The 19,181-nt window shown below is 69.9% G+C and carries 28 protein-coding genes and 2 pseudogenes; 26 read left to right on the top strand and 4 right to left on the bottom strand.

From position 1 onward, the window contains the following. Window positions 1-31: 31 nt before the first annotated feature. Window positions 32-1,015, bottom strand: a complete 984-nt coding sequence (locus FHS37_RS08005; RefSeq protein WP_184818477.1) for a LysR family transcriptional regulator — start codon at window positions 1,013-1,015, stop codon at window positions 32-34. A gap of 109 nt (window positions 1,016-1,124) precedes the next feature. Continuing rightward, window positions 1,125-1,715 carry a TetR/AcrR family transcriptional regulator gene (locus FHS37_RS08000; protein WP_184818475.1) on the bottom strand — a complete coding sequence of 197 codons (591 nt, stop codon included), beginning with the start codon at window positions 1,713-1,715 and terminating at the stop codon, window positions 1,125-1,127. Between the two features lie 154 nt (window positions 1,716-1,869). Here FHS37_RS08000 and FHS37_RS07995 point away from each other — a divergent pair, with 154 nt between their 5' ends. The 3 genes and pseudogenes from FHS37_RS07995 (at window position 1,870) to FHS37_RS07985 (ending at window position 5,044) form a co-directional block, all read left to right on the top strand. After that, complete coding sequence (locus FHS37_RS07995) at window positions 1,870-2,886, top strand: aldo/keto reductase (RefSeq protein ID WP_184818472.1); 1,017 nt, start codon at window positions 1,870-1,872, stop codon at window positions 2,884-2,886. Window positions 2,887-2,922: 36 nt separating this feature from the next. After that, window positions 2,923-3,771: pseudogene (locus FHS37_RS40975) on the top strand (LLM class flavin-dependent oxidoreductase). Between the two features lie 97 nt (window positions 3,772-3,868). Continuing rightward, window positions 3,869-5,044, top strand: coding sequence for an endo-1,4-beta-xylanase (locus FHS37_RS07985; RefSeq protein ID WP_184818470.1), 1,176 nt, complete (start codon window positions 3,869-3,871; stop codon window positions 5,042-5,044). A gap of 276 nt (window positions 5,045-5,320) precedes the next feature. Here FHS37_RS07985 and FHS37_RS40970 read toward each other — a convergent pair. Next, window positions 5,321-5,497 (bottom strand): annotated as a pseudogene (locus FHS37_RS40970) (SAM-dependent methyltransferase); the annotation flags it as partial. A 515-nt stretch (window positions 5,498-6,012) separates the two neighbouring features. Between FHS37_RS40970 and gdhA the strand changes: the two are divergent. Continuing rightward, the gene (gene gdhA, locus FHS37_RS07975; RefSeq protein ID WP_184818468.1) at window positions 6,013-7,371 is read left to right on the top strand and encodes an NADP-specific glutamate dehydrogenase; all 1,359 of its coding nucleotides are present in this window, start codon (window positions 6,013-6,015) and stop codon (window positions 7,369-7,371) included. A gap of 18 nt (window positions 7,372-7,389) precedes the next feature. On the opposite strand, the gene FHS37_RS07970 is transcribed toward gdhA, so the two are convergent. Beyond that, window positions 7,390-8,145: a YqjF family protein gene (locus tag FHS37_RS07970; protein WP_184818466.1), complete on the bottom strand. Its 756-nt coding sequence runs from the start codon at window positions 8,143-8,145 to the stop codon at window positions 7,390-7,392. A 122-nt stretch (window positions 8,146-8,267) separates the two neighbouring features. Here FHS37_RS07970 and FHS37_RS07965 point away from each other — a divergent pair, with 122 nt between their 5' ends. From FHS37_RS07965 to rplO, 22 genes are all read left to right on the top strand, one after another. Beyond that, window positions 8,268-8,597, top strand: a complete 330-nt coding sequence (locus tag FHS37_RS07965; protein WP_184818464.1) for a cupin domain-containing protein — start codon at window positions 8,268-8,270, stop codon at window positions 8,595-8,597. A 607-nt stretch (window positions 8,598-9,204) separates the two neighbouring features. Beyond that, the gene (gene rpsJ / locus FHS37_RS07960; protein ID WP_003948644.1) at window positions 9,205-9,513 is read left to right on the top strand and encodes a 30S ribosomal protein S10; all 309 of its coding nucleotides are present in this window, start codon (window positions 9,205-9,207) and stop codon (window positions 9,511-9,513) included. A gap of 17 nt (window positions 9,514-9,530) precedes the next feature. Continuing rightward, complete coding sequence (gene rplC, locus FHS37_RS07955) at window positions 9,531-10,175, top strand: 50S ribosomal protein L3 (RefSeq protein WP_010036739.1); 645 nt, start codon at window positions 9,531-9,533, stop codon at window positions 10,173-10,175. Between the two features lie 4 nt (window positions 10,176-10,179). Further along, window positions 10,180-10,839, top strand: coding sequence for a 50S ribosomal protein L4 (rplD, locus tag FHS37_RS07950; protein ID WP_184818462.1), 660 nt, complete (start codon window positions 10,180-10,182; stop codon window positions 10,837-10,839). Continuing rightward, window positions 10,839-11,258, top strand: a complete 420-nt coding sequence (gene rplW, locus FHS37_RS07945; RefSeq protein ID WP_184818460.1) for a 50S ribosomal protein L23 — start codon at window positions 10,839-10,841, stop codon at window positions 11,256-11,258. Before rplD ends, rplW begins: the two co-directional genes overlap by 1 nt. A 38-nt stretch (window positions 11,259-11,296) precedes the next feature. Next, complete coding sequence (gene rplB / locus FHS37_RS07940) at window positions 11,297-12,133, top strand: 50S ribosomal protein L2 (RefSeq protein WP_167991126.1); 837 nt, start codon at window positions 11,297-11,299, stop codon at window positions 12,131-12,133. Window positions 12,134-12,145: 12 nt separating this feature from the next. Continuing rightward, window positions 12,146-12,427, top strand: a complete 282-nt coding sequence (gene rpsS, locus FHS37_RS07935) for a 30S ribosomal protein S19 (protein ID WP_006130777.1) — start codon at window positions 12,146-12,148, stop codon at window positions 12,425-12,427. Between the two features lie 45 nt (window positions 12,428-12,472). Then, window positions 12,473-12,820, top strand: coding sequence for a 50S ribosomal protein L22 (gene rplV, locus FHS37_RS07930; RefSeq protein WP_184818458.1), 348 nt, complete (start codon window positions 12,473-12,475; stop codon window positions 12,818-12,820). Beyond that, window positions 12,820-13,644, top strand: coding sequence for a 30S ribosomal protein S3 (gene rpsC, locus FHS37_RS07925; protein WP_004984527.1), 825 nt, complete (start codon window positions 12,820-12,822; stop codon window positions 13,642-13,644). The genes rplV and rpsC overlap by 1 nt, the downstream gene beginning before the upstream one ends. Window positions 13,645-13,649: 5 nt before the next feature. Beyond that, a complete protein-coding gene (rplP, locus tag FHS37_RS07920) occupies window positions 13,650-14,069 on the top strand; it encodes a 50S ribosomal protein L16 (RefSeq protein ID WP_009190136.1) in 420 nt (139 codons plus the stop codon). Beyond that, window positions 14,069-14,293 (top strand): 50S ribosomal protein L29, encoded by a 225-nt coding sequence (rpmC, locus tag FHS37_RS07915; protein WP_007494763.1) that lies wholly within the window; start codon window positions 14,069-14,071, stop codon window positions 14,291-14,293. Before rplP ends, rpmC begins: the two co-directional genes overlap by 1 nt. Continuing rightward, window positions 14,290-14,577 carry a 30S ribosomal protein S17 gene (gene rpsQ / locus FHS37_RS07910; RefSeq protein ID WP_020941675.1) on the top strand — a complete coding sequence of 96 codons (288 nt, stop codon included), beginning with the start codon at window positions 14,290-14,292 and terminating at the stop codon, window positions 14,575-14,577. The genes rpmC and rpsQ overlap by 4 nt, the downstream gene beginning before the upstream one ends. 100 nt (window positions 14,578-14,677) lie before the next feature. Beyond that, entirely contained in the window at window positions 14,678-15,046 is a 369-nt protein-coding gene (gene rplN, locus FHS37_RS07905) for a 50S ribosomal protein L14 (RefSeq protein ID WP_003998823.1), read from the top strand. A gap of 2 nt (window positions 15,047-15,048) precedes the next feature. Next, window positions 15,049-15,372, top strand: coding sequence for a 50S ribosomal protein L24 (gene rplX / locus FHS37_RS07900; RefSeq protein ID WP_004984523.1), 324 nt, complete (start codon window positions 15,049-15,051; stop codon window positions 15,370-15,372). Next, complete coding sequence (gene rplE, locus FHS37_RS07895; RefSeq protein ID WP_184818456.1) at window positions 15,372-15,929, top strand: 50S ribosomal protein L5; 558 nt, start codon at window positions 15,372-15,374, stop codon at window positions 15,927-15,929. Before rplX ends, rplE begins: the two co-directional genes overlap by 1 nt. 5 nt (window positions 15,930-15,934) lie before the next feature. After that, window positions 15,935-16,120: a type Z 30S ribosomal protein S14 gene (locus FHS37_RS07890; RefSeq protein WP_003948630.1), complete on the top strand. Its 186-nt coding sequence runs from the start codon at window positions 15,935-15,937 to the stop codon at window positions 16,118-16,120. 212 nt (window positions 16,121-16,332) lie between these two features. After that, window positions 16,333-16,731 (top strand): 30S ribosomal protein S8, encoded by a 399-nt coding sequence (gene rpsH / locus FHS37_RS07885; protein WP_055706474.1) that lies wholly within the window; start codon window positions 16,333-16,335, stop codon window positions 16,729-16,731. Window positions 16,732-16,755: 24 nt separating this feature from the next. Beyond that, a complete protein-coding gene (gene rplF / locus FHS37_RS07880) occupies window positions 16,756-17,295 on the top strand; it encodes a 50S ribosomal protein L6 (RefSeq protein ID WP_184818454.1) in 540 nt (179 codons plus the stop codon). Between the two features lie 3 nt (window positions 17,296-17,298). Continuing rightward, the gene (gene rplR / locus FHS37_RS07875; protein ID WP_184818452.1) at window positions 17,299-17,682 is read left to right on the top strand and encodes a 50S ribosomal protein L18; all 384 of its coding nucleotides are present in this window, start codon (window positions 17,299-17,301) and stop codon (window positions 17,680-17,682) included. 41 nt (window positions 17,683-17,723) lie between these two features. After that, entirely contained in the window at window positions 17,724-18,329 is a 606-nt protein-coding gene (gene rpsE, locus FHS37_RS07870) for a 30S ribosomal protein S5 (protein ID WP_004984517.1), read from the top strand. 2 nt (window positions 18,330-18,331) lie between these two features. Then, complete coding sequence (gene rpmD / locus FHS37_RS07865) at window positions 18,332-18,514, top strand: 50S ribosomal protein L30 (protein WP_004984515.1); 183 nt, start codon at window positions 18,332-18,334, stop codon at window positions 18,512-18,514. 2 nt (window positions 18,515-18,516) lie between these two features. Then, window positions 18,517-18,972: a 50S ribosomal protein L15 gene (rplO, locus tag FHS37_RS07860; protein WP_004984514.1), complete on the top strand. Its 456-nt coding sequence runs from the start codon at window positions 18,517-18,519 to the stop codon at window positions 18,970-18,972. The last annotated feature ends 209 nt before the right edge of the window (window positions 18,973-19,181 follow it).

Genomic DNA, 19,181 nt, shown 5'->3' with positions numbered 1-19,181 from the left:
CGGGCCGGTTCGGGGCCGGTCCGGACCCGGCTCAGGGCACCGCTTCGGGGAGCGTGCTCGGGCCGTCCACCGGGGCGCGGTGCGCGGCGAGCCACTCGGTGTAGCTGGCGCTGCCCGCCGCCACGCCCGCGTGGGCCATCCGGGCCTGGGACAGGACGGTCGCGGCGGTCTCCGCCCGCTGGGTCACCGCGTGCCAGCCCAGCAGGTGCCGCCAGGTCAGCGGTGTGCCGGTGAGCGGCCGGGTGATGATCCCGGGTGTGGTCGGGAAGGTCGCCCGGCACATCCCGACCGCCCGGCCCACCTGCACCAGGTGGACCAGGGACGCGGTGTCCGTCTCGTACATGCGGCGCGGGGTGAACCCGGCGCGGGCGCAGGCCGCGGTGAAGCAGTCGCCGAAGCAGCCGTCGCCGGGCACACAGGCCCACTCCTCGCCGGCCAGTTCGGCCAGGTCCAGTTCCGCGCGGTGGGCGAGCGGGTGGTCCTCCGGCAGCATGACGAACACCGGGTCGACCGCGACCTCCCGCCAGACCAGGCCCTCGGCGCCCGGCGGGGGAGCGGACCCGCAGGTGCCGGCGAGCGCGAAGTCCAGCCTTCCCTCCGCCAGCAGGCCGGCCAGCTCCCGCTCGGACCAGGAGGTGCACGTCGTCATCCGGGCGTCGGGCGCCGCGTCCGCCAGCCGGTCCACCAGGGCGCCCAGTAACGGGCCGTGGGTGCCGCCCAGCCGGAAGCAGGCGGTCGCGCGCGGGGTGCGGGCGAACCGCGCCGCCTCCTGCTGCAGTTCGGTCACCGCGGGCAGCACGATACGGGTGCGTTCCAGGACGAGTTCGCCGAGCGCGGTGACCCGTACGCCGTGCCGGCCGCGTTCGAACAGCTCGCCGCCCAGGGCGCGTTCGATCCGCTTGAGCTGTGCGCTCAGCGCGGGCTGCGCGAGCCCCAGGTCGGTCGCCGCCCGGGTGAGGCTGCCCGCGTCCGCGATCGCCCTGATCGTCTTCAGATGCCGCAACTCCAGCTCCATGAGGGGAGCTTGCGGTGTGGAGGGGGCGGGGGCAAGGGGTTGGTACGGACCTGGTGGGGGAGGGCCGGGGCGACCGCCGTCCCGGCTGCCCGGCCGGTGGTCGGTGCGGTCAGTGCGGTCGGCGCAGTCCGGCGACGAGGAGGCCGGCCAGTCGGCGTGCGTCGTAGCGGGGGTCGCTGTCCGCGCCGATGCAGAGGTTCCCGACGCCGCGCATGAGGGTGAGGGCGTCGATGTCGGCGCGGATCTCGCCGGCGGCGGCCGCGGCTTCGAGCAGCTGGGTGCAGACGGGCGCGAGCCGGTCGAGGAAGTAGGCGTGCAGCGCGTCGAAGCCGGCGCTGTCGGACCGCAGCACGGCGGCGAGGCCGTGCTTGGTGACCAGGAAGTCGACGAACCGGTCGATCCACAGTCCCAGTGCGGCGTGCGGGGTCGCACTGGTCGCCAGCAGGGCCGGGCCGGCCTCGGCGCAGGCGTCCACCTGGTGCCGGTAGACGGCGATGATGAGGTCCGCCCGCGTCGGGAAGTGGCGGTAGAGGGTGCCCAGCCCGACGCCGGCCCGGGCCGCGATCTCGCGCACCGGGGCGTCCACGCCCGACTCGACGAAGACCGCGGCGGCCGCGTCGAGCAGCGCCTCCTTGTTGCGCCGGGCGTCCTTCCGCCGTGACGGGGCCGCGGGCCCGTCGCCCTGGTCGCTCTGGTCCACCGCGTCGTTCCTCCACCTCTCGCGCGCCCCCGCATGGTCTCACGCATGCCCGCGCACACCCGCGCTTGCCAAAACGGAACAGTGTTCCGTATCGTCCGAACGTACCGGAACGATGTTCCGTTTCGGGTTCTCTCTGCCATGAGGAGACACGGTCGTGCAGTACCGCACCCTGGGCCGGACCGGCGTACAGGTCAGCACCCTCGCGCTCGGCGCGATGAACTTCGGCAAGATCGGCAACACCACCCAGGACGAGGCCACGGCCCTCGTCGACGCGGCCCTGGAGGCCGGCGTCAACCTCATCGACACCGCCGACTGGTACGGCGAGGGGGAGTCGGAGGAGATGGTCGGCAAGGCCGTCGCCGGCCGCCGCGACGACCTCGTGCTGGCCACGAAGGCGGCCATGCCGATGGGGGAGCGCAACCGTCGGGGCGGTTCGCGCCGTTGGCTGGTCACCGCGCTGGACGACAGCCTGCGCCGGCTCGGCGTCGACCACGTCGACCTCTACCAGATCCACCGGTGGGACCCGGCCGCGAGCGACGAGGAGACACTGTCGGCCCTGACCGACCTCCAGCGCGCCGGGAAGATCCGCTACTTCGGCTCCTCCACCTTCCCCGCCCACCGCATCGTGCAGGCGCAGTGGGCCGCCCGCGAGCACCACCTGGGCCGTTACGTCACGGAACAGCCCAGCTATTCGATCCTGCAGCGCGGGATCGAGGCCCACGTCCTGCCCGTGGCCGAGGAGTACGGGCTCGGTGTGCTGGTGTGGAGTCCGCTGGCCTCGGGCTGGCTGTCGGGCGCGGTCCGCGAGGGGCGGGAGATCGCCACCAACCGCTCGACGCTGATGCCGGAGCGCTTCGACCTCGCCCTCCCGGCCAACCGGGCCCGGCTCGACGCCGTCGAACGGCTGGCCGGGGTCGCCGACGGGGCCGGCCTGACCATGATCCAGCTGGCGCTCGGATTCGTGACCGCGCACCCCGCCGTGACCAGCGCGCTCATCGGCCCCCGCACGCCGGAGCACCTGAAGGCGCAACTCGCTGCCGCGGACACCGTGCTCCCCGCCGACGTGCTCGACGCGATCGACGCGATCGTCGCCCCCGGCACCGACCTGGCCGCGCACGAGAAGCACGACACCCCGCCCGCGCTGCTCGACCCGTCACTGCGGCGCCGCTGACGGACGTGCCGCCGGCACCGGAAGGAGCACCGGCGCATGCCGCACCCGCCCCGGCCCGGTTTCGGGATCGTGACCGCCCCTCGCAGGCCGACCACCACGACGTCCTGCGCGTCCGGCGCGGGGCGGACGCGATCCCGGAGATCGGGCGCGCGTGACTGTTCGGCCACCTGATGCCCGTCTTCGGCGACCCCGACGGACCGGCCTACGAGGGCTGGACACTGCTCTCGGCCCTCGCGCCCGGACCCGGCGGCTGCGGCCGGGCGTGATGGTGACCAGCGGCCGGTTCCGGCCGCCCGCGCCGCTGGCCGGGATCGCCACGACCGTCGACGTCGTCTTCGGCGGACGGCTCGACTCCGGCATCGGCGTCGGCCCGCGACCGGACCCGCCGCAGGCCCGGCGCGGGTACCCGGCCCACGGGCTGCCCTTCCTCGACCCCCGTGCAGGCCGTGGAGAGCCTCGCCGAGGCCCGCACGGTGATCCGGCGGCTGTGGACCGAGACGGAACCGTTCGACTTCCACGGCGCCCGCCACCACCTCACCGGAGCGTTCGGCAGCCCCGCACCCGTCCGGCACCCCCACCCGCCGAGCACGCGGACCCGTGGGACATCCCCGGCGGCGACATCGACGACGCCGTCCGCCGCGGTGCCCCGCCGGACCGCCGCTGCGCCGGGACCGGCCGCGGCCCCGCCTCGGTCACCCGCTCGGTCCACCTGCCCGTCTCCTGGGACCGCCCGGCACCACGCGGGAGGCGATCGGCGAGGCGGTCGACGCCGGCTTCCGGCACGTCGTCCTCGGGCTGCCGGCGACCCACCCCGCCGACGTCGCGCGGTGGGTCGCCGGCGAACTCGTCGGCCCGTCGGCAGGCGGACCTCCGCACGGGTATTGACGCGCCGCTCGGCCAGACCTTAGCGTCCGGCCATCCCTAATGTTTCGGGACATGCTTCGAAACATTCGAGAACGACGATCGGAATGAGACTCCCCGCATGAGATCCATTCGCTTCGCCACCGTGGCCGTCGCCACCGCCGCCCTGACCCTGCCGCTCATGGCGGGCACGGCGACCGCCGACCCGTCGGCCGGCCGGAAGGCCGCGCCACACCCCCACGCCAAGTTCGACCGGCTGCGTGCGGCCGCCCCCGAGGGCTTCGTCGTGGGTACCGCCGTGGCGGGCGGCGGCCATCACCTGGAGCAGGACTACCCGGACCCCTTCACGCACGACAGGGAGTACCGGAAGGTCCTGGCGCGCCAGTTCAGCTCGGTCTCCCCCGAGAACCAGATGAAGTGGGACTACATCCATCCCGAGCGGGACCGCTACGACTTCGGGCAGGCCGACGCCATCGTCGAGTTCGCCGAGCGCAACAAGCAGGTCGTGCGCGGCCACACCCTGCTGTGGCACAGCCAGAACCCGGCGTGGCTGGAGGAGGGCGACTTCTCCAAGGCGGAACTGCGCGCCATCCTGCGCGAGCACATCACCACCGTCGTCGGCCGCTACGCCGGCAGGATCCAGCAGTGGGACGTCGCCAACGAGATCTTCGACGACCAGGGCAACCTGCGCACCCAGGACAACATCTGGATCCGCGAACTGGGGCCGGGCATCGTCGCCGACGCCTTCCGCTGGGCCCACAAGGCGGACCCGAAGGCGAAGCTGTTCTTCAACGACTACAACGTCGAGGGCGTCAACGCCAAGAGCGACGCCTACTACGCCCTCGTCCAGGACCTGCTCGAAGAGGGCGTGCCCGTGGACGGCTTCTCCGTGCAGGGACACCTGAGCACGCGCTACGGCTTCCCGGGCGACCTGGAGGACAACCTGCGCCGGTTCGACGCGCTCGGCCTGGAGACGGCCGTCACCGAGCTGGACGTCCGCATGGACCTGCCGGAGAGCGGTGTGCCCACCGAGGCGCAGGAGCAGAAGCAGGCCGACTACTACCAGCGGACGCTCGAGGCGTGCCTGGCCGTCGACGGCTGCAACTCGTTCACCATCTGGGGCTTCACCGACAAGTACTCGTGGGTGCCGGTGTTCTTCGAGGGCGAGGGCTTCGCGAACGTCATGACCGAGGACTACGTCCGCAAGCCCGCCTTCTACGCCCTGCGGGACACCCTGAAGGAGGCCCGGGAGGAGGACTGCGGGAAGAAGGACCACGGGAAGGGCCGGAAGGGCTGAGGACGCCCGCCGGGCGCCACCGACCCGCGCCCCGCACCGGTGGACCGCCCCCGGACCGGCAGCACACGGCCGGTCCGGGGGCGGTCCACCGCCCGGTCCCCGAGGGGAGCCACGCCTTGCGGGTCACCGCCACGTAGGCGCCGCTGTGCGCCCCCTCCTGGCCGGGGACCGGCTCGCCGAGCTCCGGATGCCGCTCCTCGGCGGCCACGACGCCGGGGACGACCCGCTCCAGGCCCGCGAAGAAGCGGGCGAACCGGTCCCGGCCGCGCAGGTCCATCGCGCCATGACCGGGATGACCGGCGCGAGGGCCACGAACCGCCTGCCCGGCTCCTCGTCCACCGGGTGGTCGTCCTTGCCGCCGGGGAACCAGTCGTACCTCCGCGCGGGATGCGGCTCGCCGGTGTCGATCGGTACGGGGGCGTCCGTGCCGGTGTTCCGCTTCTCCGCCGTGATTTCCCCTGTACCGAGCGGGAGTTGACCCTTCTCGGTTGTGATCACCACGATAGCCGGGCCCCGGTCGGCGCGGTGCGCCGGACGCCCGTCGGCACAGGATCACGCGGTGACGTCGCGGGGCCCGGCGCCGGCGCGACCGAGGAGGCGGCGCGCGGTCGAAGGCGACGACCGCCACACGGGCCGGGCCCGTCGCGGCTCTCCGCGCCCGGCGGCTCCGTACGGCGGCGCGCCTCCACGGAAGCCCGAGGGGCGGTACGGGCAGGTGTGGCGGGGAGCGGTCCAACCCGACACGCCGTCCCGCCTTCCGTACAATGGGTCTCAGATAGCGGACAATCGTGCGGGCTTCTTGCCGTTCCGGTTTACACAGAGGTAACACTGGAAAGTCGGCCGCCTCGGGCAACCACTCCCCGCGGCCGCTGTCCTGCGCGCGGCAATGGCGCCGAGCGCCCATCACCGGCTCGTACCGCCTGACCATCAGCTCGTACCCGGTGTCAGCCGCGCCAGAAAGGGACCCCGTGACCTCACGACCCGACCCCAAGACCTCGCTCGACCGGCTCCGCGCCGAGGTCGAGCGCCGCAATCCGGCGGAGCCCGAGTTCCACCAGGCCGCACGCGAGGTGCTGGAGACGCTCGCCCCGGTGATCGCGGCCCGGCCCGAGTACGCCGAGCCCGGGCTCGTCGAGCGGCTCGTCGAGCCGGAGCGGCAGATCATCTTCCGGGTGCCGTGGCAGGACGACGCCGGTCGGGTCCACGTCAACCGCGGCTTCCGGATCGAATTCAACAGCGCCCTCGGCCCGTACAAGGGCGGTCTGCGCTTCCACCCCTCCGTGAACCTCGGGATCATCAAGTTCCTCGGTTTCGAGCAGATCTTCAAGAACGCGCTGACCGGCCTCGGCATCGGCGGCGGCAAGGGCGGCAGCGACTTCGACCCGCAGGGACGCAGCGACGCGGAGGTCATGCGCTTCTGCCAGTCCTTCATGACCGAGCTGTACCGGCACATCGGCGAGTACACCGACATCCCGGCCGGTGACATCGGCGTCGGCGCCCGCGAGATCGGTTACCTGTTCGGCCAGTACCGGCGGATCACCAACCGCTGGGAGGGCGGCGTGCTGACCGGCAAGAGCGCCGGCTGGGGCGGCTCGCTGATCCGTCCGGAGGCGACCGGATACGGCAACGTGCTGTTCGCCGAGGCGATGCTGCGCGCCCGCGGCGAGGACCTGGAGGGGCAGACGGCGGTCGTCTCCGGCTCCGGCAACGTCGCGATCTACACCATCCAGAAGCTGGCCGCCCTCGGCGCCAACCCGGTGACCTGCTCCGACTCCAGCGGCTACGTCGTCGACGAGAAGGGCATCGACCTGGAGCTGCTGCGCCAGGTCAAGGAGGTCGAGCGCGGCCGGGTGAGCGACTACGCCGAGCGCCGGGGCGCCTCCGCCCGGTTCGTGCCCGGCGGGTGCGTCTGGGAGGTCCCGGCCGACGTCGCCCTGCCGTCGGCGACCCAGAACGAGCTGAACGCCGACGACGCCGCCATCCTGATCCGCAACGGCGTGAAGGCGGTGTCCGAGGGCGCGAACATGCCCACGACGCCCGAGGCCGTCGACCTGCTCCAGCAGGCCGGCGTCGCCTTCGGCCCCGGCAAGGCGGCCAACGCGGGCGGTGTCGCGGTCAGCGCGCTGGAGATGACGCAGAACGCGTCGCGCACGTCGTGGAAGGCCGACCAGGTCGAGCTCGAACTGGCCCGCATCATGACCGACATCCACACCACCTGCGCCGAGACCGCCGAGCGCTACGGCGCCCCCGGCGACTACGTGACCGGCGCGAACATCGCCGGTTTCGAGCGGGTGGCGGACGCGATGCTGGCGCAGGGCGTCATCTGACGCATCCGCGTCGCGTCGTCACGGCGTGAGGATGCCGGCCGGGCGTGCCGGGCGTCCGAAGCGGGCGGGGACGCCCGGTGAGTACAGCACGCTCACCGGCTCCCCGGCCGGCCCCGGCAGCCCCGCCGCCGTCACCAGGTCCTCCTCGCACGCGACCAGCTCGGCCCGGTGCAGGGGCCAGCGCGGATGGGCGTTGGGCAGGTACACCGACCGCCCGAAGAAGGCGCCGTGCATGCCCCAGCGCGCGGTGAGGAAGTGCTCCAGCTCGGTCGGCTCCTCGATCGGCTCGCCCCTGCGCACGGTGAGACGACCACCGGCGCCGCGCGGTCCGGGCCAGCGCCGGGAAGCGGTGTACGTGACGGTGTCACCGTCGTGCCGGACGCTCATGCGGGACCAGAGGTACGGCATCCGGAACCCCAGGCGGCCGACCACCACCGGGATCAGCCGGGACGCGTCCAGGGACAGGAAGACGACCCCGCGCCGCCCGTGCGCGTCCACCGAGTAGAGCCGGACGTTGGTCTCGGGGAAGGTGCCGAGATAGGGCACGCCCGGCAGGCGGAGCCACCCCACCCGGTGCATCCGGAACGCGACGAGCCCGACGTACGTGACCCCGCCCAGCGTGTCGGGCACGGTGCCCGGCGGCAGCAGCCCCGCCGCGTCGGCCGGGTCCACCGCCCAGTGGACGAACGTCAGGTCGAGCCAGGACTGGGTGAGCAGCGGGCGCGCGATCGCCGCCGGCGGGTCGGGCGTCACGGGCTGCGGTGTCGGGGGCACCGCGCCAGTATCGCGGAGGACACGGGCGGCGGTACGGCTGCGGGCCCGGACGCGGCAGGCCCCCACGATGTGTCCCGCATGGCCCTGGTGGCCGCAGGGCGCCCTCGGGAAGGCCCGGTGCCGTGCAGGAGCTCTCCCCCGACGCCCTCACCCGCGGACACCTGGAACGCGCCGCCGCCTCCGACGGCCGCAGCGCCGCCACCGTCCACGGCGGTCACGAACGCACCCTGTGCCGGACCCTCCTCGCCCTGACCGTCGGCACGAGCCTCGCCGAACACGACCGCCCCGGCGGGGCCACCCTGCTGGTCCTGCGCGGCCGCGTCCGCCTCACCAGCGGCGACGCCTCCCGGGAGGGACGCACCGGCGACCTCGTCACCGTCCCCCCGGCCCGCCACGCCCTGGAGGCACCGGAGGACGCGTCGGCGCTCCCTACGGTCGCCGGGGAGGGCTGAGGCAGCCGCCAGTCCGAGCAGGCGGGTGCCGGCCCCGACCCCTCGGCACGCGTGACAGGGGGAACCGGTACCCGGCCGTGGCGGAGGACGGGGCGGTGTGCGCCGGCACGGACGGCGTCGGGCTGCCGGCTCCGACGCCCGACGGAGCACTGCGCCGGCTCACCACCCGGGTCCGGCCGGCGGCCTCCCCGTGAGCACCGTGCGGTGCCGCGTTTGATCCCGTCCGCCTTCGGGGTAATCTCTTCGGCCCGATTGGCCAGCCCCCCGCCCTCTGTGGCAGACTGTCCGAGTTGCTCGGTCGAGTGTTGATGCTGCGCGCCTCCCGCCGGGAGGACCGGAAGCGAGTCCCACAGTACTCGTCGTCCCTGATCAGGGGCGGACGTACGGGAATCTTCCGGGAAGCGTGGGCGCGGCGCCGGCCAGGCGCCCGGTGGGCCTTTCGCCCCCGGTCCGCGGTTCTGGTAGGGCCGTGTCAATCCCGCGGGGATGTTCGGACAAGGGACATCCATGTCAGCGGGAGCGCGACACGCCCGACCGCGTGGGTCGGAGGAGAAGGTGGGAACGCCGGGTTCCAGAGCGTAATGAGAGACAGGACTACGAAGTAGCCATGGCGGGACAGAAGATCCGCATCCGGCTCAAGGCCTACGACCACGAGGTCATCGACTCCTCGGCGAAGAAGATCGTCGAGACGGTGACCCGCACTGGTGCGTCGGTCGCGGGCCCGGTGCCGCTGCCCACTGAGAAGAACGTGTACTGCGTCATCAAGTCGCCGCACAAGTACAAGGACTCGCGCGAGCACTTCGAGATGCGCACGCACAAGCGCCTGATCGACATCCTCGACCCCACCCCCAAGACCGTTGACTCTCTGATGCGACTCGACCTCCCGGCCGGTGTCGACATCGAGATCAAGCTCTGAGGCCGGTGATCTGAGAGATGGCTAAGCAGATCAAGGGCATCCTGGGCGAGAAGCTCGGCATGACGCAGGTGTGGGACGCGAACAACCGCGTCGTCCCGGTCACCGTCGTCAAGGCCGGCCCCAACGTCGTCACCCAGGTCCGCACGAACGATGTCGACGGCTACGAGTCCGTCCAGATCGCCTTCGGCGAGATCGACCCGCGCAAGGTGAACAAGCCCCTCAAGGGCCACTTCGCCAAGGCCGACGTCACCCCCCGTCGCCACCTCGTCGAGATCCGCACCGCGGACGCCTCCGAGTACACGCTGGGCCAGGAGATCACCGCCGAGGTGTTCGAGGCCGGCGTGAAGGTCGACGTGACCGGCAAGAGCAAGGGCAAGGGCTTCGCCGGTGTCATGAAGCGCCACAACTTCCGTGGCCTCGGCGCCGGACACGGCACCCAGCGCAAGCACCGCTCCCCCGGTTCCATCGGTGGCTGCGCCACCCCGGGCCGCGTGTTCAAGGGCCTCCGCATGGCGGGTCGCATGGGCAACGAGCGGGTCACCACCCAGAACCTGACCGTCCACGCCGTTGACGCGGAGAAGGGTCTGCTGCTCATCAAGGGCGCGGTTCCCGGTCCGAACGGCGGCCTCGTCCTGGTCCGCACCGCGGCCAAGGGGGCCTGAGGTAATGAGCACTGTTGACATCCTTTCGCCGGCGGGCGACAAGGCCGGTTCCGTCGAGCTCCCCGCGGAGATCTTCGGCGTTGAGAAGGTCAGCGTCCCGCTGATCCACCAGGTCGTCGTCGCGCAGCTGGCCGCTGCCCGCCAGGGCACCCACAAGACCAAGACCCGCGGCGAGGTCCGTGGTGGCGGCAAGAAGCCGTACCGCCAGAAGGGCACCGGTCGCGCCCGTCAGGGTTCGACCCGCGCGCCGCAGTTCGCCGGTGGTGGCGTCGTGCACGGTCCCGTGCCGCGCGACTACTCGCAGCGCACCCCCAAGAAGATGAAGGCTGCCGCCCTGCGTCACGCCCTCACCGACCGGGCGCGCCACAACCGCATCCACGTCGTCACCGGCGTGGTCGAGGGTGAGACGCCGTCCACGAAGGCCGCCAAGAGCCTGTTCGGCAAGATCAGCGAGCGCAAGAACCTGCTCCTGGTCGTCGACCGCGCCGATGAGGCCGCGTGGCTGTCCGCCCGCAACCTGCCCCAGGTCCACATCCTGGAGCCGGGCCAGCTGAACACGTACGACGTTCTCGTCTCGGACGACGTGGTCTTCACCAAGGCCGCTTTCGAGTCCTTCGTCGCCGGCCCGAACAAGGCCAACGACAACGAAGGGAGCGAGGCCTGATGGCTGCCCGTCACCCCTCCATCGCCTCCAAGGCGGCCAAGAAGGCGAAGGAGGCGCGCCTGAAGAAGGCCCGCCGCCACGCCAGCGAGGGCAAGAACACCGTCGTCACCCCGGCGAGCAAGGCGTACACGGACCCCCGTGACGTGCTGCTCAAGCCGGTCGTGTCCGAGAAGAGCTACGCGCTCATCGACGAGAACAAGTACACGTTCCTCGTCGACCCGCGTGCCAACAAGACCCAGATCAAGGAGGCCGTCCAGGCGGTCTTCGAGGTCAAGGTCACCGGGGTCAACACGATCAACCGCATCGGCAAGCGCAAGCGGACCCGCACCGGCTTCGGCCAGCGTGCCGCCACCAAGCGCGCGATCGTGACCCTCGCCGAGGGCGACCGTATCGACATCTTCGGCGGTCCGACCGCGTAAGCGGTCAGGATCGTTCGATATCGGACGAGGACTGAGAAATGGGTATCCGCAAGTACAAGCCGACGACTCCGGGCCGTCGTGGCTCCAGCGTCGCCGACTTCGTCGAGGTCACGCGGTCCACGCCGGAGAAGTCGCTGGTCCGTCCCCTGCACAGCAAGGGCGGCCGTAACAATTCCGGTCGTGTGACCGTGCGCCACCAGGGTGGTGGCCACAAGCGCGCCTACCGCGTGATCGACTTCCGTCGTCACGACAAGGACGGCGTGCCGGCGAAGGTCGCGCACATCGAGTACGACCCCAACCGCACCGCGCGCATCGCGCTCCTGCACTACGCGGACGGCGAGAAGCGCTACATCCTCGCGCCGCGTGGCCTGAACCAGGGCGACCGCGTCGAGAACGGTCCCGGGGCCGACATCAAGCCGGGCAACAACCTCGCCCTGCGCAACATCCCGGTCGGTACGACGCTGCACGCCATCGAGCTGCGTCCCGGCGGCGGCGCCAAGTTCGCCCGCTCCGCCGGCGCCTCGGTGCAGCTGCTCGCGAAGGAGGGCTCCATGGCCCACCTGCGCATGCCGTCCGGTGAGATCCGCCTGGTCGACGTCCGCTGCCGCGCCACCGTCGGCGAGGTCGGCAACGCCGAGCAGAGCAACATCAACTGGGGCAAGGCGGGCCGCAAGCGGTGGCTGGGCGTTCGCCCGACCGTCCGTGGTGTGGTCATGAACCCGGTGGACCACCCGCACGGTGGTGGTGAGGGCCGGACCTCCGGTGGTCGTCACCCCGTGTCCCCGTGGGGCAAGAAGGAAGGCCGTACTCGTTCGCCCAAGAAGGCGTCGAACAAGTACATCGTCCGCCGCCGCAAGACGAACAAGAAGCGCTAAGGACGGGTTGAGATGCCTCGTAGCTTGAAGAAGGGGCCCTTCGTCGACGACCACCTGATGAAGAAGGTGGACGCCCAGAACGAAGCCGGCACCAAGAACGTCATCAAGACCTGGTCCCGCCGCTCGATGATCGTCCCGGCGATGCTCGGCCACACGATCGCGGTGCACAACGGCAAGACCCACATCCCGGTGTTTGTCACCGAGTCCATGGTCGGCCACAAGCTCGGCGAGTTCTCGCCGACCCGCACCTTCCGGGGCCACGTCAAGGAAGACCGGAAGTCGAAGCGCCGCTAGTAGGCGGGGTGCAAACGACCAATGACAAACACTGAAGGGACAACCATGGAAGCCAGGGCCCAGGCGCGGTACATCCGCGTCACGCCCATGAAGGCCCGCCGTGTGGTGGACCTCATCCGTGGCATGAACGCCACGGAGGCTCAGGCGGTCCTGCGTTTCGCCCCGCAGGCCGCGAGCGTGCCGGTCGGCAAGGTGCTGGACAGCGCCATCGCCAACGCCGCGCACAACTACGACCACACCGACGTCGACAGCCTCTACATCTCCGAGGCCTACGTCGACGAGGGCCCGACCCTGAAGCGGTTCCGTCCGCGCGCCCAGGGCCGTGCCTACCGGATCCGCAAGCGGACCAGCCACATCACCGTGGTCGTCAGCAGCAAGGAAGGAACCCGGTAATGGGCCAGAAGGTAAACCCGCACGGGTTCCGGCTCGGTGTCACGACCGACTTCAAGTCGCGTTGGTACGCCGACAAGCTGTACAAGGACTACGTCAAGGAAGACGTCGCCATCCGTCGGATGATGACGTCCGGCATGGAGCGCGCCGGCATCTCCAAGGTCGAGATCGAGCGCACCCGTGACCGCGTCCGCGTGGACATCCACACCGCGCGTCCGGGCATCGTCATCGGCCGCCGCGGCGCCGAGGCCGACCGCATCCGCGGCGACCTCGAGAAGCTCACCGGCAAGCAGGTCCAGCTGAACATCCTCGAGGTCAAGAACCCCGAGACGGACGCTCAGCTCGTGGCCCAGGCCGTCGCCGAGCAGCTCTCCTCCCGCGTCTCCTTCCGTCGCGCCATGCGCAAGAGCATGCAGTCGGCGATGAAGGCGGGCGCCAAGGGCATCAAGATCCAGTGCGGTGGCCGTCTCGGCGGCGCCGAGATGTCCCGCTCGGAGTTCTACCGCGAGGGCCGCGTGCCCCTGCACACGCTCCGCGCGAACGTGGACTACGGCTTCTTCGAGGCCAAGACGACCTTCGGCCGCATCGGCGTGAAGGTCTGGATCTACAAGGGCGACGTCAAGAACATCGCCGAGGTCCGCGCCGAGAACGCCGCCGCCCGTGCGGGCAACCGCCCGGCCCGCGGTGGCGCCGACCGCCCGGCCCGTGGTGGCCGCGGTGGCGAGCGGCGCGGTCGCAAGCCGCAGCAGCAGGCTCCGGCTGCCGAGGCCCCCAAGGCCGACGCGCCCGCCGCCGCTCCGGCTGAGAGCACCGGAACGGAGGCCTGACCACCATGCTGATCCCCCGTAGGGTCAAGCACCGCAAGCAGCACCACCCCAAGCGCAACGGCATGTCCAAGGGTGGCACGCAGGTTGCGTTCGGCGAGTACGGCATCCAGGCGCTGACCCCGGCCTACGTGACGAACCGCCAGATCGAGGCGGCTCGTATCGCGATGACCCGTCACATCAAGCGTGGCGGCAAGGTCTGGATCAACATCTACCCGGACCGTCCGCTCACGAAGAAGCCGGCCGAGACCCGCATGGGTTCCGGTAAGGGTTCTCCGGAGTGGTGGATCGCCAACGTCAAGCCCGGACGCGTGATGTTCGAGCTGTCGTACCCCAACGAGAAGATCGCCCGTGAGGCGCTGACCCGTGCGGCCCACAAGCTGCCGATGAAGTGCCGGATCGTCAAGCGCGAGGCAGGTGAAGCGTGATGTCGGCCGGTACCAAGGCGTCCGAGCTGCGCGAGCTGGGCAACGAGGAGCTTCTGGCGAAGCTCCGCGAGGCCAAGGAAGAGCTGTTCAACCTCCGCTTCCAGGCGGCGACCGGTCAGCTCGAGAACCACGGCCGGCTGAAGGCCGTCCGTAAGGACATCGCGCGGATCTACACCCTGATGCGCGAGCGCGAGCTGGGCATCGAAACGGTGGAGAACGCATGAGCGAGAACAACGTGACTGAGCAGAACACCGAGGCGCGCGGATTCCGCAAGACCCGTGAGGGTCTGGTCGTCAGCGACAAGATGGACAAGACCGTCGTCGTCGCCGTCGAGGACCGCGTCAAGCACGCGCTGTACGGCAAGGTCATCCGCCGTACCAACAAGCTCAAGGCGCACGACGAGCAGAACGCCGCGGGCGTCGGCGACCGCGTCCTCCTCATGGAGACCCGGCCGCTGTCCGCGACGAAGCGCTGGCGCGTCGTCGAGATCCTCGAGAAGGCCAAGTAATTCTCCTGCGGGGCATCCCTCGCAGGACAGTTCCGCCAGGCTCCGGGGGCCGTTCGCCTGAACGGCCCCCGGGGAACCGGCAGACAAACAGGAGATAGACGTGATCCAGCAGGAGTCGCGACTGCGTGTCGCCGACAACACTGGTGCGAAGGAGATCCTTTGCATCCGTGTGCTCGGTGGCTCCGGTCGCCGCTACGCGGGCATCGGTGACGTCATCGTCGCCACCGTCAAGGACGCGATCCCCGGTGGCAACGTGAAGAAGGGTGACGTCGTCAAGGCGGTCATCGTTCGCACCGTCAAGGAGCGCCGCCGTCCGGACGGCTCGTACATCCGCTTCGACGAGAACGCCGCCGTCATTCTGAAGAACGACGGCGACCCTCGTGGCACCCGTATCTTCGGCCCGGTGGGCCGTGAGCTGCGCGAGAAGAAGTTCATGAAGATCATCTCCCTCGCGCCGGAGGTGCTGTGAGCATGAAGATCAAGAAGGGCGACCTGGTCCAGGTCATCACCGGCAAGGACAAGGGCAAGCAGGGCAAGGTCATTGCCGCTTACCCGCGCGAGGAGCGCGTCCTGGTCGAGGGTGTCAACCGGGTCAAGAAGCACACCAAGGCCGGGCCGACCGCTCGCGGTTCGCAGGCCGGCGGCATCGTCACCACCGAGGCGCCGATCCACGTCTCCAACGTCCAGCTGGTCGTGGAGAAGGACGGCAAGAAGGTCGTGACCCGCGTCGGTTACCGCTTCGACGACGAAGGCAACAAGATCCGCGTTGCCAAGCGGACGGGTGAGGACATCTGATGGCTACCACCACTGCTCCGCGTCTGAAGACGAAGTACCGCGAGGAGATCGCGGGCAAGCTGCGTGACGAGTTCAAGTACGAGAACGTCATGCAGGTCCCCGGCCTCGTCAAGATCGTGGTCAACATGGGTGTGGGCGACGCCGCCCGCGACTCCAAGCTGATCGAGGGCGCCATCCGCGACCTCACCACGATCACCGGTCAGAAGCCGGCCGTCACCAAGGCCCGCAAGTCCATCGCGCAGTTCAAGCTGCGCGAGGGCCAGCCGATCGGTGCCCACGTCACGCTCCGTGGCGACCGCATGTGGGAGTTCCTGGACCGCACCCTGTCGCTCGCGCTGCCGCGCATCCGCGACTTCCGCGGCCTGTCCCCCAAGCAGTTCGACGGCCGTGGCAACTACACCTTCGGTCTCACGGAGCAGGTCATGTTCCACGAGATCGACCAGGACAAGATCGACCGTGTCCGGGGTATGGACATCACCGTGGTCACCACGGCGACCAACGACGAAGAGGGCCGCGCCCTTCTCCGTCACCTCGGCTTCCCGTTCAAGGAGGCGTGAGCGAGATGGCGAAGAAGGCTCTCATCGCGAAGGCTGCTCGCAAGCCCAAGTTCGGTGTGCGTGGCTACACCCGCTGCCAGCGCTGCGGCCGTCCGCACTCCGTGTACCGCAAGTTCGGCCTGTGCCGCGTGTGCCTTCGTGAGATGGCTCACCGTGGCGAGCTGCCGGGCGTGACCAAGAGCTCCTGGTAATCCCGGTAATCAGGGATTCCCAAGGCTCTCGGTAAGCAACTGGGCCGGCAGGAGGCCCAGCCCGCATGCCTTAGGCTTGCGTGGTTGGGCGTCTGCCGCGCCCGTACGACTTACTACGCCGTAGGTCCACCGCGCCGCACCCGTCCCGTCTCGGATCGGGGAGAGGGATGGCGCACCAGGAAACCCCGGCGAGAGAGGCCGAAGGCCAATTCATGACCATGACTGATCCGATCGCAGACATGCTTACGCGTCTGCGGAACGCGAACTCGGCGTACCACGACTCGGTGTCGATGCCGCACTCCAAGATCAAGTCGCACATCGCGGAGATCCTCCAGCAGGAGGGCTTCATCACGGGCTGGCGCGTCGAGGACGCCGAGGTCGGCAAGAACCTCGTCCTCGAGCTGAAGTTCGGCCCGAACCGTGAGCGCTCCATCGCGGGCATCAAGCGGATCTCCAAGCCCGGTCTCCGGGTGTACGCGAAGTCCACCAACCTGCCGAAGGTGCTGGGCGGCCTCGGCGTGGCGATCATCTCCACGTCGCACGGGCTCCTCACCGACAAGCAGGCCGGCAAGAAGGGCGTGGGTGGGGAAGTCCTCGCCTACGTCTGGTAGCAGAAGGGAACGGAGGAAACAGCTATGTCGCGCATCGGCAAGCTCCCCATCGCGGTTCCCGCCGGCGTGGACGTCACCATCGACGGCCGTACGGTCTCGGTCAAGGGCCCCAAGGGCACGCTGACCCACACCGTCGTGGCGCCGATCGACATCGCCAAGGGTGAGGACGGCGTTCTGAACGTCACCCGCCCCAACGACGAGCGTCAGAACAAGGCCCTGCACGGCCTGTCCCGCACGCTGGTGGCGAACATGATCACCGGCGTGACCCAGGGTTACGTGAAGAAGCTCGAGATCAGCGGTGTCGGTTACCGCGTTGTCGCCAAGGGTTCGAACCTGGAGTTCTCCCTCGGCTACAGCCACCCGATCACGGTCGAGGCCCCCGAGGGCATCACCTTCAAGGTGGAGTCCCCGACCCGTTTCTCGGTCGAGGGCATCGACAAGCAGAAGGTCGGCGAGGTTGCGGCCAACATCCGCAAGCTGCGCAAGCCCGACCCGTACAAGGCCAAGGGCGTCAAGTACGAGGGCGAAGTCATCCGCCGCAAGGTCGGAAAGGCGGGTAAGTAAGCCATGGCATACGGGCAGAAGATCCTCAAGGGCGACGCCTACAAGCGTGCTGCTATCAAGCGTCGTCACATCCGGATCCGCAAGAAGGTCGCCGGCACCGCCGAGCGTCCTCGCCTGGTCGTGACTCGTTCCAACCGCCACATCGTGGCGCAGGTGATCGACGACCTGAAGGGTCACACCCTGGCGTCGGCGTCCACCCTGGACGCGTCGATCCGGAGTGGCGAGGGCGACAAGTCCGCGCAGGCCAAGCAGGTCGGCGCCCTGGTCGCCGAGCGCGCCAAGGCCGCCGGTGTCGAGGCCGTCGTGTTCGACCGTGGTGGCAACCAGTACGCCGGGCGCATCGCCGCTCTGGCGGACGCCGCCCGCGAAGCCGGTTTGAAGTTCTGAGCCGGTTCCGTAGCTAGCGGAAACAGAGAGAGGTAATTCCAATGGCTGGACCCCAGCGCCGCGGTGGCGGTGCCGGTGGCGGCGAGCGGCGGGACCGGAAGGGCCGTGACGGCGGCGCAGCTGCCGCCGAGAAGACCGCGTACGTCGAGCGCGTCGTCGCGATCAACCGCGTCGCCAAGGTTGTGAAGGGTGGTCGTCGCTTCAGCTTCACCGCGCTGGTCGTGGTGGGCGACGGTGACGGCACCGTGGGTGTCGGATACGGCAAGGCCAAGGAGGTGCCGGCCGCCATCGCCAAGGGCGTCGAGGAGGCCAAGAAGCACTTCTTCAAGGTCCCCCGGATCCAGGGCACCATCCCGCACCCGATCCAGGGTGAGAAGGCTGCCGGCGTCGTGCTGCTCAAGCCGGCGTCGCCGGGTACCGGTGTGATCGCCGGTGGTCCGGTGCGTGCCGTGCTCGAGTGCGCCGGTATCCACGACGTGCTGTCGAAGTCGCTCGGCTCCGACAACGCGATCAACATCGTGCACGCGACCGTGGAGGCCCTGAAGGGCCTGCAGCGTCCCGAGGAGATCGCGGCCCGCCGCGGTCTGCCGCTCGAGGACGTCGCTCCCGCGGCCCTGCTGCGTGCGCGTGCCGGGGCGGGTGTGTGATCATGGCGCAGCTGAAGATCACGCAGGTCAAGTCCTACATCGGCAGCAAGCAGAACCACCGTGACACCCTGCGTTCGCTTGGCCTGAAGAAGGTCAACGACGTGGTCGTCAAGGAGGACCGCCCCGAGTTCCGCGGCATGGTGCACACCGTCCGCCACCTCGTGACGGTCGAGGAGGTCGACTGATCATGGCGGAGCAGAACCCGCTCAAGATCCACAACCTCCGTCCCGCCCCGGGCGCCAAGACCGCCAAGACCCGTGTCGGTCGTGGTGAGGCGTCGAAGGGTAAGACGGCCGGTCGTGGTACCAAGGGCACCAAGGCCCGCTACCAGGTTCCGGAGAGCTTCGAGGGCGGCCAGATGCCGCTGCACATGCGTCTCCCGAAGCTGAAGGGCTTCAAGAACCCGTTCAAGACCGAGTACCAGGTCGTGAACCTCGACAAGCTGGCCGCGCTGTACCCCGAGGGTGGCGAGGTCACCGTCGAGGGCCTCGTGGCCAAGGGTGCCGTTCGCAAGAACAGCCTCGTCAAGGTCCTCGGCCAGGGCGAGATCTCCGTGGCGCTGCAGGTGACGGTCGACGCCGTCTCCGGCTCCGCCAAGGAGAAGATCACCGCCGCCGGCGGTACCGTCACCGAGCTCGTCTGAGCCCTTCAGGCGTCTTGATGACTTGAGCGATCCCGACCGGGGATGCCCCACAAATGGGGCATCCCCGGTTGGTCGTTCCTAGGGCGGCAGTCTCGCCGGTAAGGTGGCCTGGCTGCCCACTGACCTCGGGCGCCCCACACGGGCACTCCGGGCGGCAGTTGACCGTTACGTATTCGTCCTTTATCGGAATCTCAGACCGTCACCCTTGA

Origin of the sequence: Streptomyces griseomycini (genome assembly GCF_014203535.1) — a bacterium.
Taxonomy (GTDB): Bacteria; Actinomycetota; Actinomycetes; order Streptomycetales; family Streptomycetaceae; genus Streptomyces; species Streptomyces griseomycini.
Note: the sequence above shows the minus strand (reverse complement) of the source record. Positions and strands in the feature narration are given on the sequence as shown.

Excerpts from the sequence above, each read along its gene's own strand:
- FHS37_RS08005 (WP_184818477.1), bottom strand. The coding sequence starts at position 1,015 with ATGGAGCTGGAGTTGCGGCATCTGAAGACGATCAGGGCGATCGCGGAC.
- FHS37_RS07985 (WP_184818470.1), top strand. The coding sequence starts at position 3,869 with ATGAGATCCATTCGCTTCGCCACCGTGGCCGTCGCCACCGCCGCCCTG.
- rpsJ (WP_003948644.1), top strand. The coding sequence starts at position 9,205 with ATGGCGGGACAGAAGATCCGCATCCGGCTCAAGGCCTACGACCACGAG.
- rplC (WP_010036739.1), top strand. The coding sequence starts at position 9,531 with ATGGCTAAGCAGATCAAGGGCATCCTGGGCGAGAAGCTCGGCATGACG.
- rplD (WP_184818462.1), top strand. The coding sequence starts at position 10,180 with ATGAGCACTGTTGACATCCTTTCGCCGGCGGGCGACAAGGCCGGTTCC.
- rplW (WP_184818460.1), top strand. The coding sequence starts at position 10,839 with ATGGCTGCCCGTCACCCCTCCATCGCCTCCAAGGCGGCCAAGAAGGCG.
- rplB (WP_167991126.1), top strand. The coding sequence starts at position 11,297 with ATGGGTATCCGCAAGTACAAGCCGACGACTCCGGGCCGTCGTGGCTCC.
- rpsS (WP_006130777.1), top strand. The coding sequence starts at position 12,146 with ATGCCTCGTAGCTTGAAGAAGGGGCCCTTCGTCGACGACCACCTGATG.
- rplV (WP_184818458.1), top strand. The coding sequence starts at position 12,473 with ATGGAAGCCAGGGCCCAGGCGCGGTACATCCGCGTCACGCCCATGAAG.
- rpsC (WP_004984527.1), top strand. The coding sequence starts at position 12,820 with ATGGGCCAGAAGGTAAACCCGCACGGGTTCCGGCTCGGTGTCACGACC.
- rplP (WP_009190136.1), top strand. The coding sequence starts at position 13,650 with ATGCTGATCCCCCGTAGGGTCAAGCACCGCAAGCAGCACCACCCCAAG.
- rpmC (WP_007494763.1), top strand. The coding sequence starts at position 14,069 with ATGTCGGCCGGTACCAAGGCGTCCGAGCTGCGCGAGCTGGGCAACGAG.
- rpsQ (WP_020941675.1), top strand. The coding sequence starts at position 14,290 with ATGAGCGAGAACAACGTGACTGAGCAGAACACCGAGGCGCGCGGATTC.
- rplX (WP_004984523.1), top strand. The coding sequence starts at position 15,049 with ATGAAGATCAAGAAGGGCGACCTGGTCCAGGTCATCACCGGCAAGGAC.
- rplE (WP_184818456.1), top strand. The coding sequence starts at position 15,372 with ATGGCTACCACCACTGCTCCGCGTCTGAAGACGAAGTACCGCGAGGAG.
- FHS37_RS07890 (WP_003948630.1), top strand. The coding sequence starts at position 15,935 with ATGGCGAAGAAGGCTCTCATCGCGAAGGCTGCTCGCAAGCCCAAGTTC.
- rpsH (WP_055706474.1), top strand. The coding sequence starts at position 16,333 with ATGACCATGACTGATCCGATCGCAGACATGCTTACGCGTCTGCGGAAC.
- rplF (WP_184818454.1), top strand. The coding sequence starts at position 16,756 with ATGTCGCGCATCGGCAAGCTCCCCATCGCGGTTCCCGCCGGCGTGGAC.
- rplR (WP_184818452.1), top strand. The coding sequence starts at position 17,299 with ATGGCATACGGGCAGAAGATCCTCAAGGGCGACGCCTACAAGCGTGCT.
- rpsE (WP_004984517.1), top strand. The coding sequence starts at position 17,724 with ATGGCTGGACCCCAGCGCCGCGGTGGCGGTGCCGGTGGCGGCGAGCGG.
- rpmD (WP_004984515.1), top strand. The coding sequence starts at position 18,332 with ATGGCGCAGCTGAAGATCACGCAGGTCAAGTCCTACATCGGCAGCAAG.
- rplO (WP_004984514.1), top strand. The coding sequence starts at position 18,517 with ATGGCGGAGCAGAACCCGCTCAAGATCCACAACCTCCGTCCCGCCCCG.